Source organism: Leptolyngbya sp. O-77, from assembly GCF_001548395.1.
Classification (GTDB): Bacteria; Cyanobacteriota; Cyanobacteriia; order Elainellales; family Elainellaceae; genus Thermoleptolyngbya.
In genome coordinates this window covers 1,653,163-1,668,925 of the sequence record NZ_AP017367.1, presented here as the reverse complement: position 1 = coordinate 1,668,925, position 15,763 = coordinate 1,653,163, and the positions used below count along the sequence as shown (strand labels likewise).

Annotated in this window: 16 protein-coding genes; 5 read left to right on the top strand and 11 right to left on the bottom strand. The window is 55.9% G+C overall.

Features of this window, described 5'->3' with window-relative positions; all coding sequences use genetic code 11:
- Positions 1-519: 519 nt before the first annotated feature.
- A complete protein-coding gene (locus tag O77CONTIG1_RS07160; protein WP_068509278.1) occupies positions 520-1,779 on the top strand; it encodes an SH3 domain-containing protein in 1,260 nt (419 codons plus the stop codon).
- Between the two features lie 96 nt (positions 1,780-1,875).
- Here O77CONTIG1_RS07160 and O77CONTIG1_RS07155 read toward each other — a convergent pair whose 3' ends face one another.
- The 7 genes from O77CONTIG1_RS07155 to O77CONTIG1_RS07125 form a co-directional block, all read right to left on the bottom strand.
- Positions 1,876-2,607, bottom strand: a complete 732-nt coding sequence (locus tag O77CONTIG1_RS07155; protein WP_068509276.1) for an HAD family hydrolase — start codon at positions 2,605-2,607, stop codon at positions 1,876-1,878.
- A gap of 179 nt (positions 2,608-2,786) precedes the next feature.
- Entirely contained in the window at positions 2,787-3,752 is a 966-nt protein-coding gene (locus O77CONTIG1_RS07150) for a 30S ribosomal protein S1 (RefSeq protein WP_068509274.1), read from the bottom strand.
- Positions 3,753-4,156: 404 nt separating this feature from the next.
- On the bottom strand, positions 4,157-4,699 hold the full coding sequence (nrdR, locus tag O77CONTIG1_RS07145) for a transcriptional regulator NrdR (protein ID WP_084782309.1): 543 nt from the start codon (positions 4,697-4,699) through the stop codon (positions 4,157-4,159).
- Positions 4,700-4,951: 252 nt separating this feature from the next.
- A complete protein-coding gene (locus tag O77CONTIG1_RS07140; protein ID WP_068509272.1) occupies positions 4,952-5,794 on the bottom strand; it encodes a M48 family metallopeptidase in 843 nt (280 codons plus the stop codon).
- A gap of 31 nt (positions 5,795-5,825) precedes the next feature.
- Positions 5,826-6,263 carry an NUDIX hydrolase gene (locus tag O77CONTIG1_RS07135; RefSeq protein WP_068509270.1) on the bottom strand — a complete coding sequence of 146 codons (438 nt, stop codon included), beginning with the start codon at positions 6,261-6,263 and terminating at the stop codon, positions 5,826-5,828.
- Between the two features lie 19 nt (positions 6,264-6,282).
- A complete protein-coding gene (locus O77CONTIG1_RS07130; RefSeq protein WP_068509269.1) occupies positions 6,283-6,927 on the bottom strand; it encodes a hypothetical protein in 645 nt (214 codons plus the stop codon).
- A gap of 121 nt (positions 6,928-7,048) precedes the next feature.
- The gene (locus O77CONTIG1_RS07125; protein WP_197673342.1) at positions 7,049-7,699 is read right to left on the bottom strand and encodes a hypothetical protein; all 651 of its coding nucleotides are present in this window, start codon (positions 7,697-7,699) and stop codon (positions 7,049-7,051) included.
- 166 nt (positions 7,700-7,865) lie between these two features.
- Here O77CONTIG1_RS07125 and O77CONTIG1_RS07120 point away from each other — a divergent pair, with 166 nt between their 5' ends.
- Complete coding sequence (locus O77CONTIG1_RS07120; protein ID WP_068516178.1) at positions 7,866-8,900, top strand: aspartate carbamoyltransferase catalytic subunit; 1,035 nt, start codon at positions 7,866-7,868, stop codon at positions 8,898-8,900.
- Between the two features lie 3 nt (positions 8,901-8,903).
- Here O77CONTIG1_RS07120 and O77CONTIG1_RS07115 read toward each other — a convergent pair whose 3' ends face one another.
- From O77CONTIG1_RS07115 to aroC, 3 genes are all read right to left on the bottom strand, one after another.
- Positions 8,904-10,565 (bottom strand): alpha-amylase family glycosyl hydrolase, encoded by a 1,662-nt coding sequence (locus tag O77CONTIG1_RS07115; RefSeq protein WP_068509264.1) that lies wholly within the window; start codon positions 10,563-10,565, stop codon positions 8,904-8,906.
- Between the two features lie 168 nt (positions 10,566-10,733).
- Complete coding sequence (locus O77CONTIG1_RS07110) at positions 10,734-11,174, bottom strand: NUDIX hydrolase (RefSeq protein WP_068509263.1); 441 nt, start codon at positions 11,172-11,174, stop codon at positions 10,734-10,736.
- Between the two features lie 9 nt (positions 11,175-11,183).
- Positions 11,184-12,272: a chorismate synthase gene (gene aroC / locus O77CONTIG1_RS07105; RefSeq protein ID WP_068509262.1), complete on the bottom strand. Its 1,089-nt coding sequence runs from the start codon at positions 12,270-12,272 to the stop codon at positions 11,184-11,186.
- Positions 12,273-12,562: 290 nt separating this feature from the next.
- Between aroC and O77CONTIG1_RS07100 the strand changes: the two genes are divergently transcribed.
- From O77CONTIG1_RS07100 to O77CONTIG1_RS07090, 3 genes are all read left to right on the top strand, one after another.
- Positions 12,563-12,874 carry a hypothetical protein gene (locus O77CONTIG1_RS07100; protein WP_068516176.1) on the top strand — a complete coding sequence of 104 codons (312 nt, stop codon included), beginning with the start codon at positions 12,563-12,565 and terminating at the stop codon, positions 12,872-12,874.
- 47 nt (positions 12,875-12,921) lie between these two features.
- Complete coding sequence (gene purE, locus O77CONTIG1_RS07095; protein ID WP_068509260.1) at positions 12,922-13,470, top strand: 5-(carboxyamino)imidazole ribonucleotide mutase; 549 nt, start codon at positions 12,922-12,924, stop codon at positions 13,468-13,470.
- Positions 13,471-13,683: 213 nt separating this feature from the next.
- Positions 13,684-14,211, top strand: coding sequence for a GIY-YIG nuclease family protein (locus O77CONTIG1_RS07090; RefSeq protein WP_068509258.1), 528 nt, complete (start codon positions 13,684-13,686; stop codon positions 14,209-14,211).
- A gap of 10 nt (positions 14,212-14,221) precedes the next feature.
- On the opposite strand, the gene O77CONTIG1_RS07085 is transcribed toward O77CONTIG1_RS07090, so the two are convergent.
- Complete coding sequence (locus tag O77CONTIG1_RS07085; protein WP_068509255.1) at positions 14,222-15,730, bottom strand: SulP family inorganic anion transporter; 1,509 nt, start codon at positions 15,728-15,730, stop codon at positions 14,222-14,224.
- Positions 15,731-15,763: the final 33 nt, after the last annotated feature.

The following is a 15,763-nucleotide window of genomic DNA, read 5'->3' as shown; positions in this document are numbered from 1 at the left end:
CCAGATCGGACAAATTAAAAAAACGCAAATCAGTCTTTTTGTACTACAAGGCAGGGGCTTTTGGGGCTAGTGGTTTTCAGAATTTCTTTAGAAGTTTAGTGGCAAAATGTAGCGGATCGACACAATATGTCGCGGGCAGACTTTGCCCTTTCCTGAGTAGGTTTCTTAATCAGCCCTGGTTTACAGATTTGTTGCGATCACCCGTTTGCCCGTATTTGGAAATACTCAGGGCGATCGCCTCCTCGCTAGATCCAGATTTTTGCACGATCCACTTTGCGATTTCCAGAGTTCGTAGGATAATTCAGGAAATAGTTTAGGTTTAAAGCTGCCCTTCTTCGCCGTCCATTTCTTTCCAAGAACACGCAGATTCTCATATTGCGGGTGCCCTCTAGAGAGAAATAGCCTGGGTTTAAATAGCCCCAAGAAGCGTCGATTTTTTTGGGTTTTAACCTGACTAAACCTGAGCCTCGGTTCTGTCTAAAAACATGAAAAACTCGTGTTAAACGAGTGAGGAGACTTATGGAATCACTAGCATATATTCATGCTGCGGTTGCCTACGAAGACCCGAATCCGGCTCCTGAACTTCAGGTAAGCCTGGAAATTCCTAGCTCGGTCTGGCTGGGAACTCTCTCTACCGCAGTCGTCGTGTCTGCTGTTGGCGGCGTTGCGCCAGAAGCCCAAGCGGTGGTTCGCTTTGGCGACACCTGTGCCCAAGTGGGAGATGTGCAGAGCGCTCTCGCTTCGGCAGGCTTCAGCCCCGGTTCTATCGACAGCGTTTTTGGCTCCAATACGCTGTCCGCCGTCAGACGGTTTCAATTGTCTAAGGGTCTTGCTGTTGATGGCGTAGTCGGCCCAGCCACTGCAAGCAGCCTCGGCCTGAGCGGTTCAATTTACAACGTGGGCGTTAGTTGCGGCGTTGGCGGTCCCCCTGACGACGGCGGCCCCGATTTTGTGAGAGTATCTACCAATGGCAGCCCCCTGACTGTCCGCAACGGCCCAGGCACTAGGTTTGCGCCCATCGACTATCTGTCGAACGGCACGGTGGTTCGCGTGGTGGGTTCCTCTGGCGGCTGGTATAACATCTCAGGCGGCGGCTGGATCTCACGAGACTGGACCGTCGAAAGCGGTGGTGATGATGGTGACGGCACTAGCGGCGGCGGCGGCAACTACTTTGTCTCCACCAACGGCGGCACGCTGCTGGTTCGCAATGGCCCCGGCACGGGTTTTGCCATTATTGATGAACTGTTTAACGGAACCTCGGTCACCATCGTCGAAGTGTCAGGTGGCTGGGGTCGGTTGTCTGGCGGCGGCTGGGTGTCGATGGACTGGCTTAGCCCTGGCGGTAGCGGTGGTGGCGGTGGCGGCGGTGGCGGCGGCACTGGCAACTATTTTGTTGACACTAACGGCGGCACGCTGCTGGTTCGCAATGGCCCCGGCACGGGTTTTGCCATTATTGATGAACTGTTTAACGGAACCTCGGTCACCATCGTCGAAGTGTCAGGTGGCTGGGGTCGGTTGTCTGGCGGCGGCTGGGTGTCGATGGACTGGCTGAGTGCTGGCGGCAGTGGCGGTGGTGGCGGCGGCGGTGGCGGCATCGGCGGCTACTATGTCTCCACCAATGGCGGTACGCTGATTGTCCGGAGTGGCCCTGGCACTGGCTTCATCGATATCGACGAACTCGCCAATGGAACCTACATCGATATCGTGGAAATCTTTGGCGGCTGGGGTCGCCTGGCCGATGGCGGCTGGGTATCGATGGATTGGGTCGCTTTCGACTAGGCCCGCGCTAGAGACTCTGTTTTTTTAAGGTAAGGGGTGTAGAACTCAGGTTCTATGCTCCTTTTTTATTTGGACAGCATTTTTATTTGGACAGCATCAGAGACGGATTTCTTGAAGACTTTCAATTACGCTGCTGGCTCCTGCCAAGCCGGATACAGCAGCCGGATTGCGGGCAATGCCAATACATCCAGCCGCTCGAGCGGCGATCGCCAACTGCACATCCGCCTGAGAATCGCCCACGACCAGCGTTTGTCCTGGCAACACGCCCAATTTTCCGCAAACCTGCGCTAGCAACACTGGGTCAGGCTTGCTCGGCCCCTCCTCGGTTCCCTGACACACCTGCAAATAGGGCGTGAGTTCGTAGCGGTCGGCAAAGTCCACCACCTGAGCCGTTGTATCCGATGACAAAATTGCCAGCTTTAGACCCGCGGCTGCCAATCTTTGCAGCGTTTCTGCCCCGTCTTCATAGCAGGGCGTATGATCGGCCTTGCGTGAAAAAGACTGATCCGCCTCTAGAAACGCCGACTGTACTAAAGCCAGCGACTCTAGCCAGCCGCGCCCCGTTTCCGCAACATAGGCGGCGGCTGCAATCTCGTTTTCGCGGCGGGTGCCCACGGCCATCAATCCAGCCGGATTTAACTGATCCCCGTCCAGCCCAAAGGCAAGCTGGAGGGGGCTTTCCACACCGGGAACGCGGGCATCAATCAAGCGCGATCGCCGCTGGGCCAGCATCCGCAAAAAATGTGCTGAATCTGCCAGCGTGCCGTCTTTATCGAAGACCACCGCCTGCACATCTGGAAACATCACCGAGCCACACCGAATCAGCATCCTTGCCCCACAAGCACACCAACTGCGTCAGTCCTAACAAACAAAAAGGAGGGACAACCCCTCCTCAGTCAGAAGCGTCTCCATCTGAAACGCCAACGATTAACATGTTCTAATCAATTTATTCGTTCTACTGCACTGAGCCTATGGTCTCAAGCGGTAGTACTCCAAACGCTAGACGCTTACTCAGCAGCCAGCAGCACTTCTTCCACTTCGTAGTCTGCTGTCTCTGGAAGCCCAGCATCAGCCGACTGCGCGGGCTGGAGCTTTTGCTCTCGCCAGCGGGCAGCCATCTCCTCTGCCTTCTCGTAAACCACATCGGGGTTTTTCACCATGTCGCCCGGTTCGGGTTCAAGCTGCTTGGTAGACAGCGAAATCCGACCCCGTTCAGCGTCTAGGTCAATGATCATGACCTTCACTTCGTCGTTCTGGTTAAAGACGCTATGCGGCGTGTCGATGTGGTCGTGAGAGATTTCGGAAATATGCAGCAGACCGCTCACACCACCAATGTCAATGAAAGCGCCGTAGGGCTTCAGTCCACGAACTGTTCCCACGACTACTTCGCCCACCTCCAGGCGGTTCATCTTGCGCTCTACCAGGGCGCGACGATGGCTCAGCACCAGACGGTTGCGCTCTTCGTCCACTTCCAAAAACTTCAGGGGCAGTTCTTCGCCCACTAGGTCTTCCTTGGGCTTGCGGGTGCTGATGTGGGAGCCTGGAATAAAGCCGCGTAGCCCTTCAATCCGCACTAGGGCACCGCCCCGGTTGGTCGCAAACACGGCAGAGCGAACCGTTGCGTCTTCTGCCTGAAGCTGACGAACACGCTCCCAGGCTCGCATATACTCAATCCGACGAATCGACAGCGTTAGCTGGCCTTCTTCGTTTTCGTCGGTGAGGATATAAAACTCACGGGTTTCGTTGGACTGCAACACCTCATCCGGCGTATCGATGCGGTTGATCGACATCTCCTGGATGGGGATGTAGGCGGCCGTCTTAGCGCCAATGTCAATCAGAGCGCCCCTCGGCTCCAAACTAAACACTGTCCCCGCCACAATATCACCGGGGCTGAAGTGATAGTCATACTGGTCGAGAAGAGCGGCAAAGTCTTCGTGCGTAAAACCAATGTCTACTTTTTCCTGATTGACCATGCTAATCGTTTCCTAGTGTTCGTCTCCGTAGTTTTTGTTGGGCCGACATTCTCCTTAAGCTAATGCACAACATGCCCGACCGCCGCTGGCATCCGCTAGCGCTGGACTGACAGATGTACACCCAAAGGGGCGTAACCAGATACTTCGAGATACTGTGTTTTAGACGCTGCCATTCCAGCCGCCTTCTATTGTAAGCGCAGCATCGAAGTTGTTGCTAACCCTAGGAGATCTATCATACCCCACGGTCGCCCTTCAGGTAGCCAGACTTTTGCGGAATTCTTGTATAACTTTGCAATTTTCTCGCATGTGGGGTTCTGTCTGGCTGAAACTCGTGCAAAGAGGGCTTCATTGAGCGGCTGGCTGCCCCAAATTTGCAGCAGAATAATGGGTGACCGTGGCTTGCCTCATAAGACACCCAGCTCATCTTCCTGCTCAGAGGGGTCTAGAACCGCAGGGGCGATCGCCCCTCTGCGCTCAGACTCGCTGCCGTTTCCCAATGCGCCCTGAAGTTGGTTGAGGGTGTTTACGAAATCACGAATGCCGCGAAACTGGCGATAGACCGAGGCAAAGCGGATGTAGGCGACTTCATTCAGGTCTTGCAGCCGATCCAGCACCAGTTCGCCAATTTCCTGGCTGGGCACTTCGCGCACCGACCGCTGCTGAAGCTCGGCCTCGATTTCGTCTACCAGATTTTCCAGTTCTAAATGGGGAATCCCTGTTTTCTCGCAGGCCCGCATGATGCCGCGCAGCACCTTGGAGCGGTCGAAGGATTCCCGTGCGCCATTCCGCTTGACCACAATCACGGGCACAAATTCAATGCGCTCGTAGGTGGTGAACCGTCGCCCACAGCTCAGGCACTCGCGCCGCCGCCGGACGCTTTGCCCCGACTCGGCCGAGCGAGATTCCAGAACGCGGTTGTCGGTAAATTGACAGAAGGGACACCTCATGGGAACCGCCTTTTAGGCAAGGTTATACAAAATATAATGACATGGGCTTGATCCGGGGTGCGGCTGTGGTTTCACGGGGATTCCTGGTGAGCAGGGCGATCGCCCTTTCCCTCCGAGCGCCAGAACAGGCCTCCGGCAATCCACTGGAGTCGATTCCTGAGGCACCCAATTCACGGCTTGCGTCCTTTGGCTGTGTCATGATACTCCAGTTTTCAAAATTTCTAACATAGACTTTGAGGTGAGTTTATTGGGTTATTGGGTGGCGCTGGTGGGGCGCGATCGCTCCACCCAGGCAGGCACATAGCACCAGGCTTTTTGCAGTTCCTGGTCTAGCCGTTCATAGTTGGGTTCTTTTTTGCCCACCAGCGCCCAAAACTGGGCGGAATGGTTCATGTGAACCGTGTGGCACAGTTCGTGAATAAACACGTAGCGCACCAGCGGCGCAGGCAAAAACAGCAGCTTGGCATTCAGGCTGATGGTGCGTTTGCTGGAGCAGCTTGCCCAGCGCGTCTTTTGCTGGCGGACAGAGGCGCTGGTGTAGGGCAGGTCAATCTCGCGGCTCACCTGCCGCAGCCAGGGCAAAAAGTGGTAGGTCGCCTTGCGGTTGAGCCAGCGCCGCAGGAGCGATTGGCAGCTTTCTAGATTTTCCGTCGGGCCGTGGACGTGAAGCTGGCGAGGGCTGCGGGTGGTGGTCGTGAGCTGGGTTCCAGGGGCAGGCGCGTAGATGACAGTCCAGGTTTCGGGGAGCGATCGCAGTTGAATTTCCTCCGGCAAGGGCTGCACCACGTCCAGCGGCATGGTTTCCTGGCGATCCAGAAAGCGCTGTCGCGTCCGCACGATCCATTCCCGTCGCCGCTCCACAATCTCCGGCACCTGGCGCGGGTCAACGCTGGGGGGAATGACGATTTCCACGTCGCCCCAATGCGAGACATGAATATTGATGTTTTTGGCCCGCTTGCTGACGCGAATGCGGTAGTCTAAGCCGTTTGAACTCCCGTTTGAACGGGGTAGAGAATTGCCCGCCGTGTCTGCACCCAGCGCCCCCTGATGGCCCATTGCGCCCCGCTCTCTTTGTTGGCTAAACGCATCGCTCATAAAAACTTGTCTAATCCACGAAAATTCTGAATCAAGCCGACTTCAGAAAACCCCGTTCCACAAACTCCAGCAAGATTTTGCGATGGGGCTGGCCCAGCGGCCGCACCTGACCCGCCCGTGCCGAGTAGCGATCGCCCCGCTGAATATCCTCCAGGCTGAGCAGCCCCAAGTCCCAGCCTTCATTCAACTGCAAGCGATCTACGGGCACATCCAGGCGACCATGAAACACATGCCGCACCACGTCTTCTAGTTCATAGCGGGCAAACGGCTCTAGCACAGGCGGCGCGTAGCCAATTTCCTCCAGCAGTTCCCGCCGCACCGCCGCCGCAGGCGCTTCATCTGGCTCGACGTGGCCCCCAAAGAAACCCCAGCACCCAGGGTAATAGATTCCCGGAATGTCGTCCCGCAGTTGCAGGAGAAACTGACCGTCTTGATGCAGAATGGCGATCGCCACATGAACTTGAGACATAAGTGATTTGGGCTAGGCGCTAAGGTTCTGCCCCCACGCTATCGCCCGGTGCAGGCTTCAGCAAGCCCACCAGGATTCGCAGCAGCGCTTCCAGATCTGCCGGAACCCGGTACAGGCTAAGATCCTGCGTTACCTGTCGTGTCTGTCGGTCAAATTGGCCGAACTGCCAGATGCTCCCGGTCGATACTGCCCCCGGCAGCACCCCTTGCTCCGACTCGATCCACTGATCCAGCGCAATGAGCTCTACTGCTAGCTGCACAAATCCCCGCTCCAAGTCCTCGTTTTTGGCTTCAATTACCAAAACTGTCACGTCCGTTTGCAGAAAATAGTCCAGCGATCCCTTAAGCTGATTGCTCACCGCCACTGGGTATTCTACATTCAGCAATGCTTGCGTGTAGTGCAGCACATCCGTCAGCACAGGGGCAATCAAAAACTCGCGCCGCGCCGCTTCACTGGTCAGGCTGAGTCGGGGGAGACTCTCTTCAATACGCTGTTGCAGGCTGTCCAGTCGATCCAGTTCTCCTCTATAAGGCGAAAAGGCGATCGCCCGCTTCTGGAGCGTCACCCCAAAATGAGCCAGAATATCCCTCGGCGCAAAGTTGAGCCTGAAATAATCTGCAAACGTGTAAGACTGATCAGGCTGGAGGATGGGGGCTTTAGGCATGGGAGGAATGGTTGGGGAATCGAGCAATTAGAAACAGGATGCTTGAGTGACGTAGAAATTGGCGCTAACACTGACTTAGGATTCTGCCTTAGTATGCTGCGACAGTTTACTTCCGCGTCTTTCACAATACAATCTCCTCCCCGCGTTCGGTAAAGCGGACAGACTTCACATTCCAGGCAGAATTTTTCATCAGGGTTTCGCGCAGGCTGCCAAACAGCGCAAACTGTTCGCACGCCGACAGGGAAACGATTTGCCGCTTTGACCCCGGCACTAGGCGCAGATCGACCGTGGCTTCGCCCGTTTGGGCATTCAGGCTGACGCGATAGCCGCCCAGGTCAAAGTCGCCATCCCCCTGTTTTTCCAGCACCTTGCCCACGGCTGCCTGCATCGCCTGGTCGGCGGGCACCTGCACCTGCTCTGGCACAAAGTTCACACACTGGTCATCGGCCTGATAAACCGTGACGGTGGTCAGCCGGGGGGCGGCGGCGGGAGAAATTGGCGCAGCGAGGGATTGGGGCGCGGCGGGGCTGACGGCAGGCGCGGCAGGTTTATCGGCGCTTCCAGGGCTGGGGCTGTTTGGGGAAGATGCCGCGATGGGTGTGCGGCTTGGCGACTGGGGCGATGCAGAGTCGGGTGGGGCAGTTGTGCGGCTGCCGCAGCTTGCCAGAAGCAGTACAGTCAGCAGGAAAAGCAGGCAGGCAGAAAGTTGGCGGGGTGGGGCGATCGCCCTTTGCATCCGGCTCATCCCCGGTTTCAGCACTTTCGGTTTCATACAGGAAATTTCATGACAGGGTTCTAGACGGCTCGAGCAGCAGGGTTCGGCAGCGGGAGTGCGGCTGAGAAGGGCGATCGCCCCAAACTTTGCGGATTCTGCCGAATCGGGTGCGGAGGAAGTAGAGCAATGGTCTAAACTCTAAATCGTATTGCATATGACCATTATGGTGACCCCAAACTGGACGCGCCGCCATGTCCTTTCGCTGGCCGACTTTTCGCCAGCGGAATACGACACTGTGCTGCAAACGGCGGCCAGCTTCCGCGAAGTGCTGTCCACCCGCACCAAAAAAGTGCCCGCCCTCCAGGGGCAGGTGATTACCAACCTGTTTTTTGAGTCCTCCACCCGCACCCGCAGCAGTTTTGAACTGGCCGCCAAGCGCCTCTCTGCTGACACGCTCAACTTTGCCCCCGGCACGTCATCCCTCACCAAGGGCGAAACCATCCTCGACACGGCGAAGACCTACCTGGCAATGGGCACGGACATGATGGTGATTCGCCACAAAGAAGCAGGCGTGCCCCAGGCGATCGCCCAGGAAATGGATCGGCTCAATACTCACGTCGGCGTGCTAAATGCAGGCGACGGCCAGCACGAACACCCGTCGCAAGGGCTGCTCGACCTGTTTACCCTCTGCACGCTGCTGGATCACAACCATCCCCGCGTGGAACTGCTGCGCGGCAAGAAAATTGCGATTGTGGGGGATATTCTGCATTCCCGCGTGGCTCGCTCCAATCTCTGGAGCCTAACCACCAGCGGCGCAGAGGTTCACCTGGCCGGCCCGCCCACGCTGCTGCCCCGCTGGTTTGCAGAATTTGTGAAATCGCCGTCGAAAAAAGCAGGGGAGAAGGCTAGCCCACTCCCCCACCCCGCTATCATTCCGCCGACCCTCCACTGGGAACTCGATCCTGCGCTCGAAAACGCCGACTTTGTAATGACGCTGCGATTGCAAAAAGAGCGGATGACCAGCCATCTGCTGCCCAGCCTGCGCGAATATCACCAGCAGTTTGGCATTACGGGCGATCGCCTCCAGCGCTGCAAACCCAGCGTCAAAGTGCTGCACCCCGGCCCAGTGAATCGCGGTGTAGAAATTAGCTCCGAACTAATGGATGACCCCGACTTTAGCCTGATTTCGCAACAGGTGACGAGCGGCGTGGCCGTGCGGATGGCGTTGCTCTACCTGATGGGCAGCGGCAAAGGCTGAGGGTTATCCCTTCCAAACAAACACCTTTGCCTCAAACTCACCCAGGTCGGTCATCAACTGGTCGTCGCCAGACTGCACTTCATAGTTGCCCGTCCATTCGTGCCAGGTGCCGTTGGCGGGGAAGCTGGGCACGGTGTAACCTGCGAGAAACTGGTCGGAGAAGTTTGCCACTACGGCTACGCGGGAGCCTTCGTCATTCCAGCGGGTGTAGGCTAGCACTTTGGTATCGGGATTTTCGTGGAAAAACTCGACATTCTCTGTGTGCAGCGCCGCATTGGTTCTGCGGAGGCCGATTAGCCCTTTGTAGTATTCAAACAAGCTCCGGTTCAGGTCGTTGCCCAGCAGTGGCCAGTCAATCTTGGCAGGGTCAGGAGTTTTATACTTGTACTCTCCAAATTCCTCGCCCATCCACAGCATCGGCACGCCCATCGCCGTCATCAGCAGCACCACACCCAGCTTGACTCGACGGAATGCGGTTTCGTCAAAAATTTGGCGATCGCTCAATTCCGCCATCACATGATTGTGGTCGTGGTTGGTCAGATAGTTCACCACATTGGTTGCGCCCATGAAGCCCTGCCGCTTGGCGTCGATCACGTCCTTCAACGATTCCAAGTCAAAGGTATCGCCCGTGATGTGGGCCAGCACCGTGTGATAAAAGCTGTCGTGCCAGCAGCTATCCATCGGCCCGTCCACGTTGGTAATGCTGGTGGTTTCGGGAATGTGTTCAGCAATGTTAAAGAATGGTTTTGCGCCTGCGGTTTCTTTGGCTTCATGCGTGATCCAGTGCATGAAATCATAGTTCGCAATCTGACGCGCCGCATCATACCGAATGCCGTCCAAATGGTATTCACGCACCCAGTAGCGCACCGTGTCACCAATGAAGCGGCGGGCAGGATAGGTTTCCAGATTTTCGTCGTAATGTTCGTAGTTGAATTCGGGACCCCAGTTGTTGTCGGGGTCACGCGGCTCGTGGTGATACCAATAGTCGTGGTCAATCTGCGTCAGCGGCGACGACGCTTCTGAGTGGTTGTAAATCCCGTCCATGAACACGCGAATGCCCCGATGGTGACACTCGTCGATCAGCCGTTTCAGGTCAGCAGTGGAGCCGTAGCTTGATTCGGTGGCAAAGAAGTGGCGCGGGTTGTAGCCCCAGCTATAGTCGCCGGGATATTCCTTTACGGGCATTAGCTCGATGGCATTGATGCCCAGTTCGCATAGGTAATCCAGCTTTTCGACAACGTGCTTATATTGTCCGCGGGCGTAGGGGTCGTCTTCACCACCCGAAAAGTCCGCGACGTGCATTTCATAAATCACGAGTTCGTGGTCAGCAGGCAGCGGCGTGTCGTCATATTGCCAAACGTAGGTATCGACAATCCGTTTGCCATCTTTGATACGGGCGATCGCATTTTCTTCAGAAGATTTTCCATCTACATCGGTGGCATAGGGATCGGTCACATCGACCCATTGGTTCGGTTCAAAAAACCAGGACTTACTTTGAACTCGAAACTTATAGTTATAAACGCCATCTTCTAAATCCACGCTAACCCGAAAGAAGCCGTCTTTTCCCTTTTTCATGGGGATTTCATCCCAATCTGAAAAGGAGCCGACGAGCGATACTGCCTCGTTATAAGGTGCAAACAAACTGAATTCAATAGGGCTTGCCATAGTTTTTTCGCCAGGAAATTTTGAACTAGCGAATTTATTATTAGCGATGTCAGAATTAGGGGCATCCAGCGTTAGGAATAGGGCTAAGGGAATAGGGCTAAAGATAGAGGCGATACCTGTTTTTTTGAGAAGCTGAAGCAGAACCGACTAGGATCTTTGGCCAGGTTTCTAATCATGGCTATGCTTCAAAATGAAGTTCTTGAGTCCTTCGGGGACGAGGTGGAGTCCAGATTCTCCAAACTCCGATAGAGATTTCCACTCAGCGGTGAAGGGAAGTCCTTGTTCGGAGCCAATGAGTGTGGGGTGGTTATAGAGCGTGCGATCGCAAAATTTGGCATCATAAATCAGCACAATTTCATGGCCCGGCTCACCCTCCAGCGTAAAGAGATTCTCTAGCGTGCCCAGCCAGGTCAACTGCTCGATTTCTGCATCCAGTTCTTCGCGCATCTCGCGGATCAGCGCATCGCGGCTGGTTTCGCCAAATTCGATGCCGCCGCCCAGCGGTCGATAATAATCAGACTGCTTGACGGAATCATAGTCGCGGGAAACGAGGATGCGGTCTTGATGTCGAAACAAGCACAGCACAATGGGTCGAATCCACCCCTTCATTCTCCACTCCTAGAACAACTCGCACTGCCCATGATGGCGCAGCAGGTGGTCGCAGAGGACGAGGGCGACCATCGCTTCGACCATTGGCACGGCGCGAGGCAGCACACAGGGATCATGGCGACCTTTGGCAGCGAGGACGGTTTCTTCGCCGTCGGTGGTGACGGTGCGCTGCTCTTTGCGGATAGTGGCGGTGGGTTTGAAGGCCACGCGCAGGATGATGTTTTCGCCGTTGGAGATGCCGCCCTGGATGCCGCCGGAGCGGTTGGTAACGGTGCGAATTTCGCCCTGGTCGTCGATGTAGAATTCGTCGTTGTGTTCAATGCCGGTGAGCAGCGTTCCGGCAAAGCCAGAGCCGATTTCAAAGCCTTTGCTGGCGGGCAGAGACATGACGGCTTTGGCTAGGTCGGCTTCGAGCTTGTCGAATACGGGTTCGCCGAGTCCTTTGGGGACGGAGCGGGCGACGCATTCCACCACGCCGCCGATGGAGTCGCCCGATCGCCCGGTTTGTTCGATCAGGTCGATCATCCGCTCGGCACATTCGCCATCGGGGCAGCGGACAATGTTGCTTTCCACCTGATCCATCGTCACGGTGTTGGGATCAACTACGCCTTCCAGGTCTTTGATCCGCTTGACGTAGCCGATAATTTCGACACCGGCGACCTGGTGCAAAATTTTCTTGGCGATCGCCCCTGCTGCCACGCGCCCAATCGTTTCCCGCGCGGAGGAGCGCCCGCCGCCGCGCCAGTTGCGGATGCCGTATTTCGCGTCGTAGGTTGCGTCGGCATGGGAGGGGCGATATTTCACCGCCATTTCGTCATAGTCTTGCGATCGCGCGTCTTTGTTTCTTACCAAAATGGCGATCGGCGTGCCCAGCGTCTTACCGTCCATCACGCCCGACAAAATCTCGCAGCGGTCTTCTTCTTTGCGCGGCGTGACGATGTGGCTCTGGCCGGGGCGGCGGCGGTCTAGCTCTGTTTGAATCTCGGCTTCGGAGATCTCCACGCGGGGCGGGCAGCCGTCAATCACCACGCCCACGCCGCCGCCGTGCGACTCGCCAAATGTTGTAATTCTAAACAAATGCCCAAAGGTGCTGCCCATACTGAAACCCAGTGGAAAATCCGTTGAACCGCTTGAATTGACGCTGTTTTCAACCCAGCAGCCTTCTATTCTAACTGGTTGTTAAGTAACATTTGATGTCTTGTCAATCGGGCATTTACTCCGCTCTGCTAGTCTACAAACATAGCAAGCAGTCGAGCTTTGCCATCGAGCTTTTTCTAGTTTTTCTTAGCTTTTAGCGCTGCTTTGGGTTCCGAATGGTTGATGCTATCCAGCATTCTTCGGGATCTTCGCTTTTTTTAACCTCTTTTGTCGATCGATCCGCCGTGGCTATGAACAAGTACTGTACTGAATGGATTCAAGAATGGTGCCTCCAAAACGGTTGGACGGATCTGTTTCAGGAGCGCCGTGAATATTGGGCGTTTCCGCCCCACGCCGTGATGCCACTTCCCATTCCGTCAGAGGCGCTGGTGGCCATCAAAGCCGAAAAGGGCTTTAGCCCGCAGGAGCGTCTGTGGTGTGGCGCTGCCTGGGCGGGTGCCGTTGTTTCGGCGGGGCTGGGGGTCTATCTTCAGTCGCCGATGCCGCTGGTGCTGGCGTTTGCGTTTTGCGCGGTGATCTTTGGTCTAATGGACGATGAGTAAGGGCGCATTTGCTCTGTGTTTCTCGTTGAATCCATTTCCTGCTTGACATGACACAACCATCCACACCATCGCCCGCCGCCCACCCTGCGGTGGGCATTATTATGGGCAGCGATTCTGACTTGCCCACGATGCAAGGGGCGATCGCCATTTGCGAACAGTTCCAGGTCGCCTGCGAAGTGGCGATCGTCTCCGCTCACCGCACCCCGGAGCGCATGGTAGACTACGCCCAAACCGCCCACGAGCGAGGACTTAAAGTGATTATCGCTGGGGCTGGCGGGGCGGCGCACTTGCCGGGCATGGTGGCTGCCCTCACGCCGCTGCCTGTGATTGGTGTGCCCGTGCCCAGCCGCCACCTGCAAGGGCTGGACTCGCTCTATTCCATCGTGCAAATGCCCGCCGGAATCCCGGTGGCCACCGTGGCGATCGGCAATGCCCAAAATGCCGGACTCCTCGCCGTGCAAATCCTCGCCTGCCAGCAGCCCGACCTGCTTGCCCAGGTGCAGCGTTACCGACAGAGCCTGCGCGATAGGGTGCAAGAGAAACAGTCGAAGCTCGATGCGGTAGGATATCAGTCTTATCTCCAGCAAATGTCGTAGCTCGCTGTCCGCGTGCGATCCCCCTAAATCCCCCTTAGTAAGGGGGACTTCCGATCCGGTTCCTCCCTAAATCCCCCTTAATAAGGAGGACTTTCGATCCGGCTTCACCCTAAATCCCCCTTAATAAGGGAGACTTCCGATCTGGTTCCCCCCTTACTAAGGGGGGCTAGGGGGGATCTCCAAAGCCTCAGCGAATCACCCACCCCCCTGCCCATGCCTCCCCTCGCAGAACTACCCTTTTCGCCTTACCTGGATGACCAGGGCGAAATTATCCACGAATTTGACGGAAAAGTAGGCGCTTACGCCATTTTCGATGCCGATCACGCTCTGCAATACATCGGCTATTCTCGCGACATCACAGCCAGCCTGCTGCAACATCTCGTGCGCGTGCCGCAGGGCTGCCATTGGGTGAAGGTGTGGACGTGCGATCGCCCCAGCCGCACCCTGCTAGAAACCATCCGCAGCGAGTGGATTGCCGAAAGCGGCGCAACGCCCCCTGGCAACGGCGATGAAGAAGCGCAGTGGAATCAGCCCATTGATGCCAAAGTCCGCATGACCCCGCAGGAGCAGGCCGACTATGCCAGCGCCGACGACCACGGCAAAATCAAAACCCTGAAACAGGTGGCACGACGGGTCGAGGCGGAGGTACTGCAAGCGCTGGGCGATCGCGGCGTGACGACCCCCATCCGCTTTGACCCCAAGCTAAAGGAAGAGGGGCTGCTGGGGCTGAAGCCTGTCTAGGGATCAGGGATCAGGGGTTAGGGGTCAGGTTGGCTGTGCCAAAAAAGAGAAATCCCTGGAGGTCAAGAATATAAAGTTGTTCTCCTTCTTGGCGCAAGGTGCGCTGCTCGGCGGGCGATCGCCCTGCGCGGCTGCGATAGTTTACGCCCGACAGTATGTGCTTTGCCACGCGAGTCCGGCTGTAGCTCACCACAAACAGCACCATTGCAATGGCTAACCCTAACCCCACACCTTCTAAGAAACCCACCAGGGCGATCGCCAGCAAAATAATCTGTACCAGCGCATACTCAGACTTCGACAGCTTGAACCAAGCGTCATAGATCCATTCCACCAAAAAGCCGAAACCTAAAAATATCAACATGCCGCCTAAAACAGCTTTTGGCAGCAGCGAAACAAAACCTCCAGCGAATAAAACTAAAACACAAACGAACGCAGCCAAAATTCCGACAACTCGGCTTTTTGCACCAATTTTTGCAGAACAAAGCGTGGATAATCCTAATCCATGAAATCCAATAATCCCGCCGCCCAAACCTGCAACTATATTCCCCAGTCCAGCAGCCCGCAATTCTTGATTCAGATCAATATCTTGCCCGCTTGCAAGTTCAATTCCAGTGGAATTGAGCAGCAACATCATAACTGTAACCAGGACAATGCTAACGATGCGAGGAAACTGCTCCCAGATCGATTGCCAATGTGCTTGCAGCAGCAGATCTGGCTTCAGGGGTTGCCACAATGTGCCCCTTGGAAACTCTGGCAGCAGCAGCCCTAGCTCCCGCGCTTCGGCAATATTCGTCTGAGTAAGAAACAGCGCAGCGTAGAAGATTAGTGACCCAACCAGCACCATTCCAGGCACAATGAATACGCTATTACGATGACGCAAAACCCAAATCAAGATCAGGCCAAACACCACTCCCGGAACCCAGCGAGTTAGAAATTGAGGTTGCAGGAGAACATCAAGTTCAGACAGGCTAAAAAAGCGATCGCTCAGTAAACTAAAGCCACTTTGAGCTATCAGATATCCTGTGCCAGACAGAAAGCCGCCGATCACTGGATAGGGCGCAAATCGCGTCAGGTTGCCCAGTCGATAGGCTCCTAACAAGTAGCACACAGCCCCCGTGAGTAGAGAGGTTGTGGCGATCGCCATCACCGCCGTTGCAAACAATTCTACTGGCGTAGCCGACCCAGACAGCTTCGTGACCATTGCACTGATCAGCAGCGCTAGGATCACGCCTGGGCCGTCCTGCGGAATAATCAAAACTCCAGGCAGCGAACTACCTAACGCAACAATAATACTGACCGTAATCGCAGTAAATAAAACCAGCCCAATGCCCGCTGACACAAACGGCGTTAGCTCACCGGAAAAGATCAATGCGCCAAACGAAACGGCGTAAACCACTAGAAAAATGCCTGCAATCATGCCTGCCGTGAGACTTGGAATCAATCGGCCAGGCTGCAATTCCTGTCGGATCAGGGCACGAAAGTTCTGGCGAGTCCAGCGGGCCTTAGCGGTGGGGGGCATGGCTTCTCCTGGGGCTAAACTGAAGCTCAATCC

What these genes read in the sequence shown, in the direction of transcription:
- O77CONTIG1_RS07130 (WP_068509269.1), bottom strand. Translation starts at nt 6,927, where the DNA reads ATGCCTAAAGCCCCCATCCTCCAGCCTGATCAGTCTTACACGTTTGCA.
- O77CONTIG1_RS07110 (WP_068509263.1), bottom strand. Translation starts at nt 11,174, where the DNA reads ATGAAGGGGTGGATTCGACCCATTGTGCTGTGCTTGTTTCGACATCAA.
- nrdR (WP_084782309.1), bottom strand. Translation starts at nt 4,699, where the DNA reads ATGAGGTGTCCCTTCTGTCAATTTACCGACAACCGCGTTCTGGAATCT.
- O77CONTIG1_RS07140 (WP_068509272.1), bottom strand. Translation starts at nt 5,794, where the DNA reads ATGAGCGATGCGTTTAGCCAACAAAGAGAGCGGGGCGCAATGGGCCAT.
- O77CONTIG1_RS07120 (WP_068516178.1), top strand. Translation starts at nt 7,866, where the DNA reads ATGGTGACCCCAAACTGGACGCGCCGCCATGTCCTTTCGCTGGCCGAC.
- O77CONTIG1_RS07135 (WP_068509270.1), bottom strand. Translation starts at nt 6,263, where the DNA reads ATGTCTCAAGTTCATGTGGCGATCGCCATTCTGCATCAAGACGGTCAG.
- aroC (WP_068509262.1), bottom strand. Translation starts at nt 12,272, where the DNA reads ATGGGCAGCACCTTTGGGCATTTGTTTAGAATTACAACATTTGGCGAG.
- O77CONTIG1_RS07150 (WP_068509274.1), bottom strand. Translation starts at nt 3,752, where the DNA reads ATGGTCAATCAGGAAAAAGTAGACATTGGTTTTACGCACGAAGACTTT.
- O77CONTIG1_RS07155 (WP_068509276.1), bottom strand. Translation starts at nt 2,607, where the DNA reads ATGCTGATTCGGTGTGGCTCGGTGATGTTTCCAGATGTGCAGGCGGTG.
- purE (WP_068509260.1), top strand. Translation starts at nt 12,922, where the DNA reads ATGACACAACCATCCACACCATCGCCCGCCGCCCACCCTGCGGTGGGC.
- O77CONTIG1_RS07090 (WP_068509258.1), top strand. Translation starts at nt 13,684, where the DNA reads ATGCCTCCCCTCGCAGAACTACCCTTTTCGCCTTACCTGGATGACCAG.
- O77CONTIG1_RS07160 (WP_068509278.1), top strand. Translation starts at nt 520, where the DNA reads ATGGAATCACTAGCATATATTCATGCTGCGGTTGCCTACGAAGACCCG.
- O77CONTIG1_RS07085 (WP_068509255.1), bottom strand. Translation starts at nt 15,730, where the DNA reads ATGCCCCCCACCGCTAAGGCCCGCTGGACTCGCCAGAACTTTCGTGCC.
- O77CONTIG1_RS07115 (WP_068509264.1), bottom strand. Translation starts at nt 10,565, where the DNA reads ATGGCAAGCCCTATTGAATTCAGTTTGTTTGCACCTTATAACGAGGCA.
- O77CONTIG1_RS07100 (WP_068516176.1), top strand. Translation starts at nt 12,563, where the DNA reads ATGAACAAGTACTGTACTGAATGGATTCAAGAATGGTGCCTCCAAAAC.
- O77CONTIG1_RS07125 (WP_197673342.1), bottom strand. Translation starts at nt 7,699, where the DNA reads ATGAAACCGAAAGTGCTGAAACCGGGGATGAGCCGGATGCAAAGGGCG.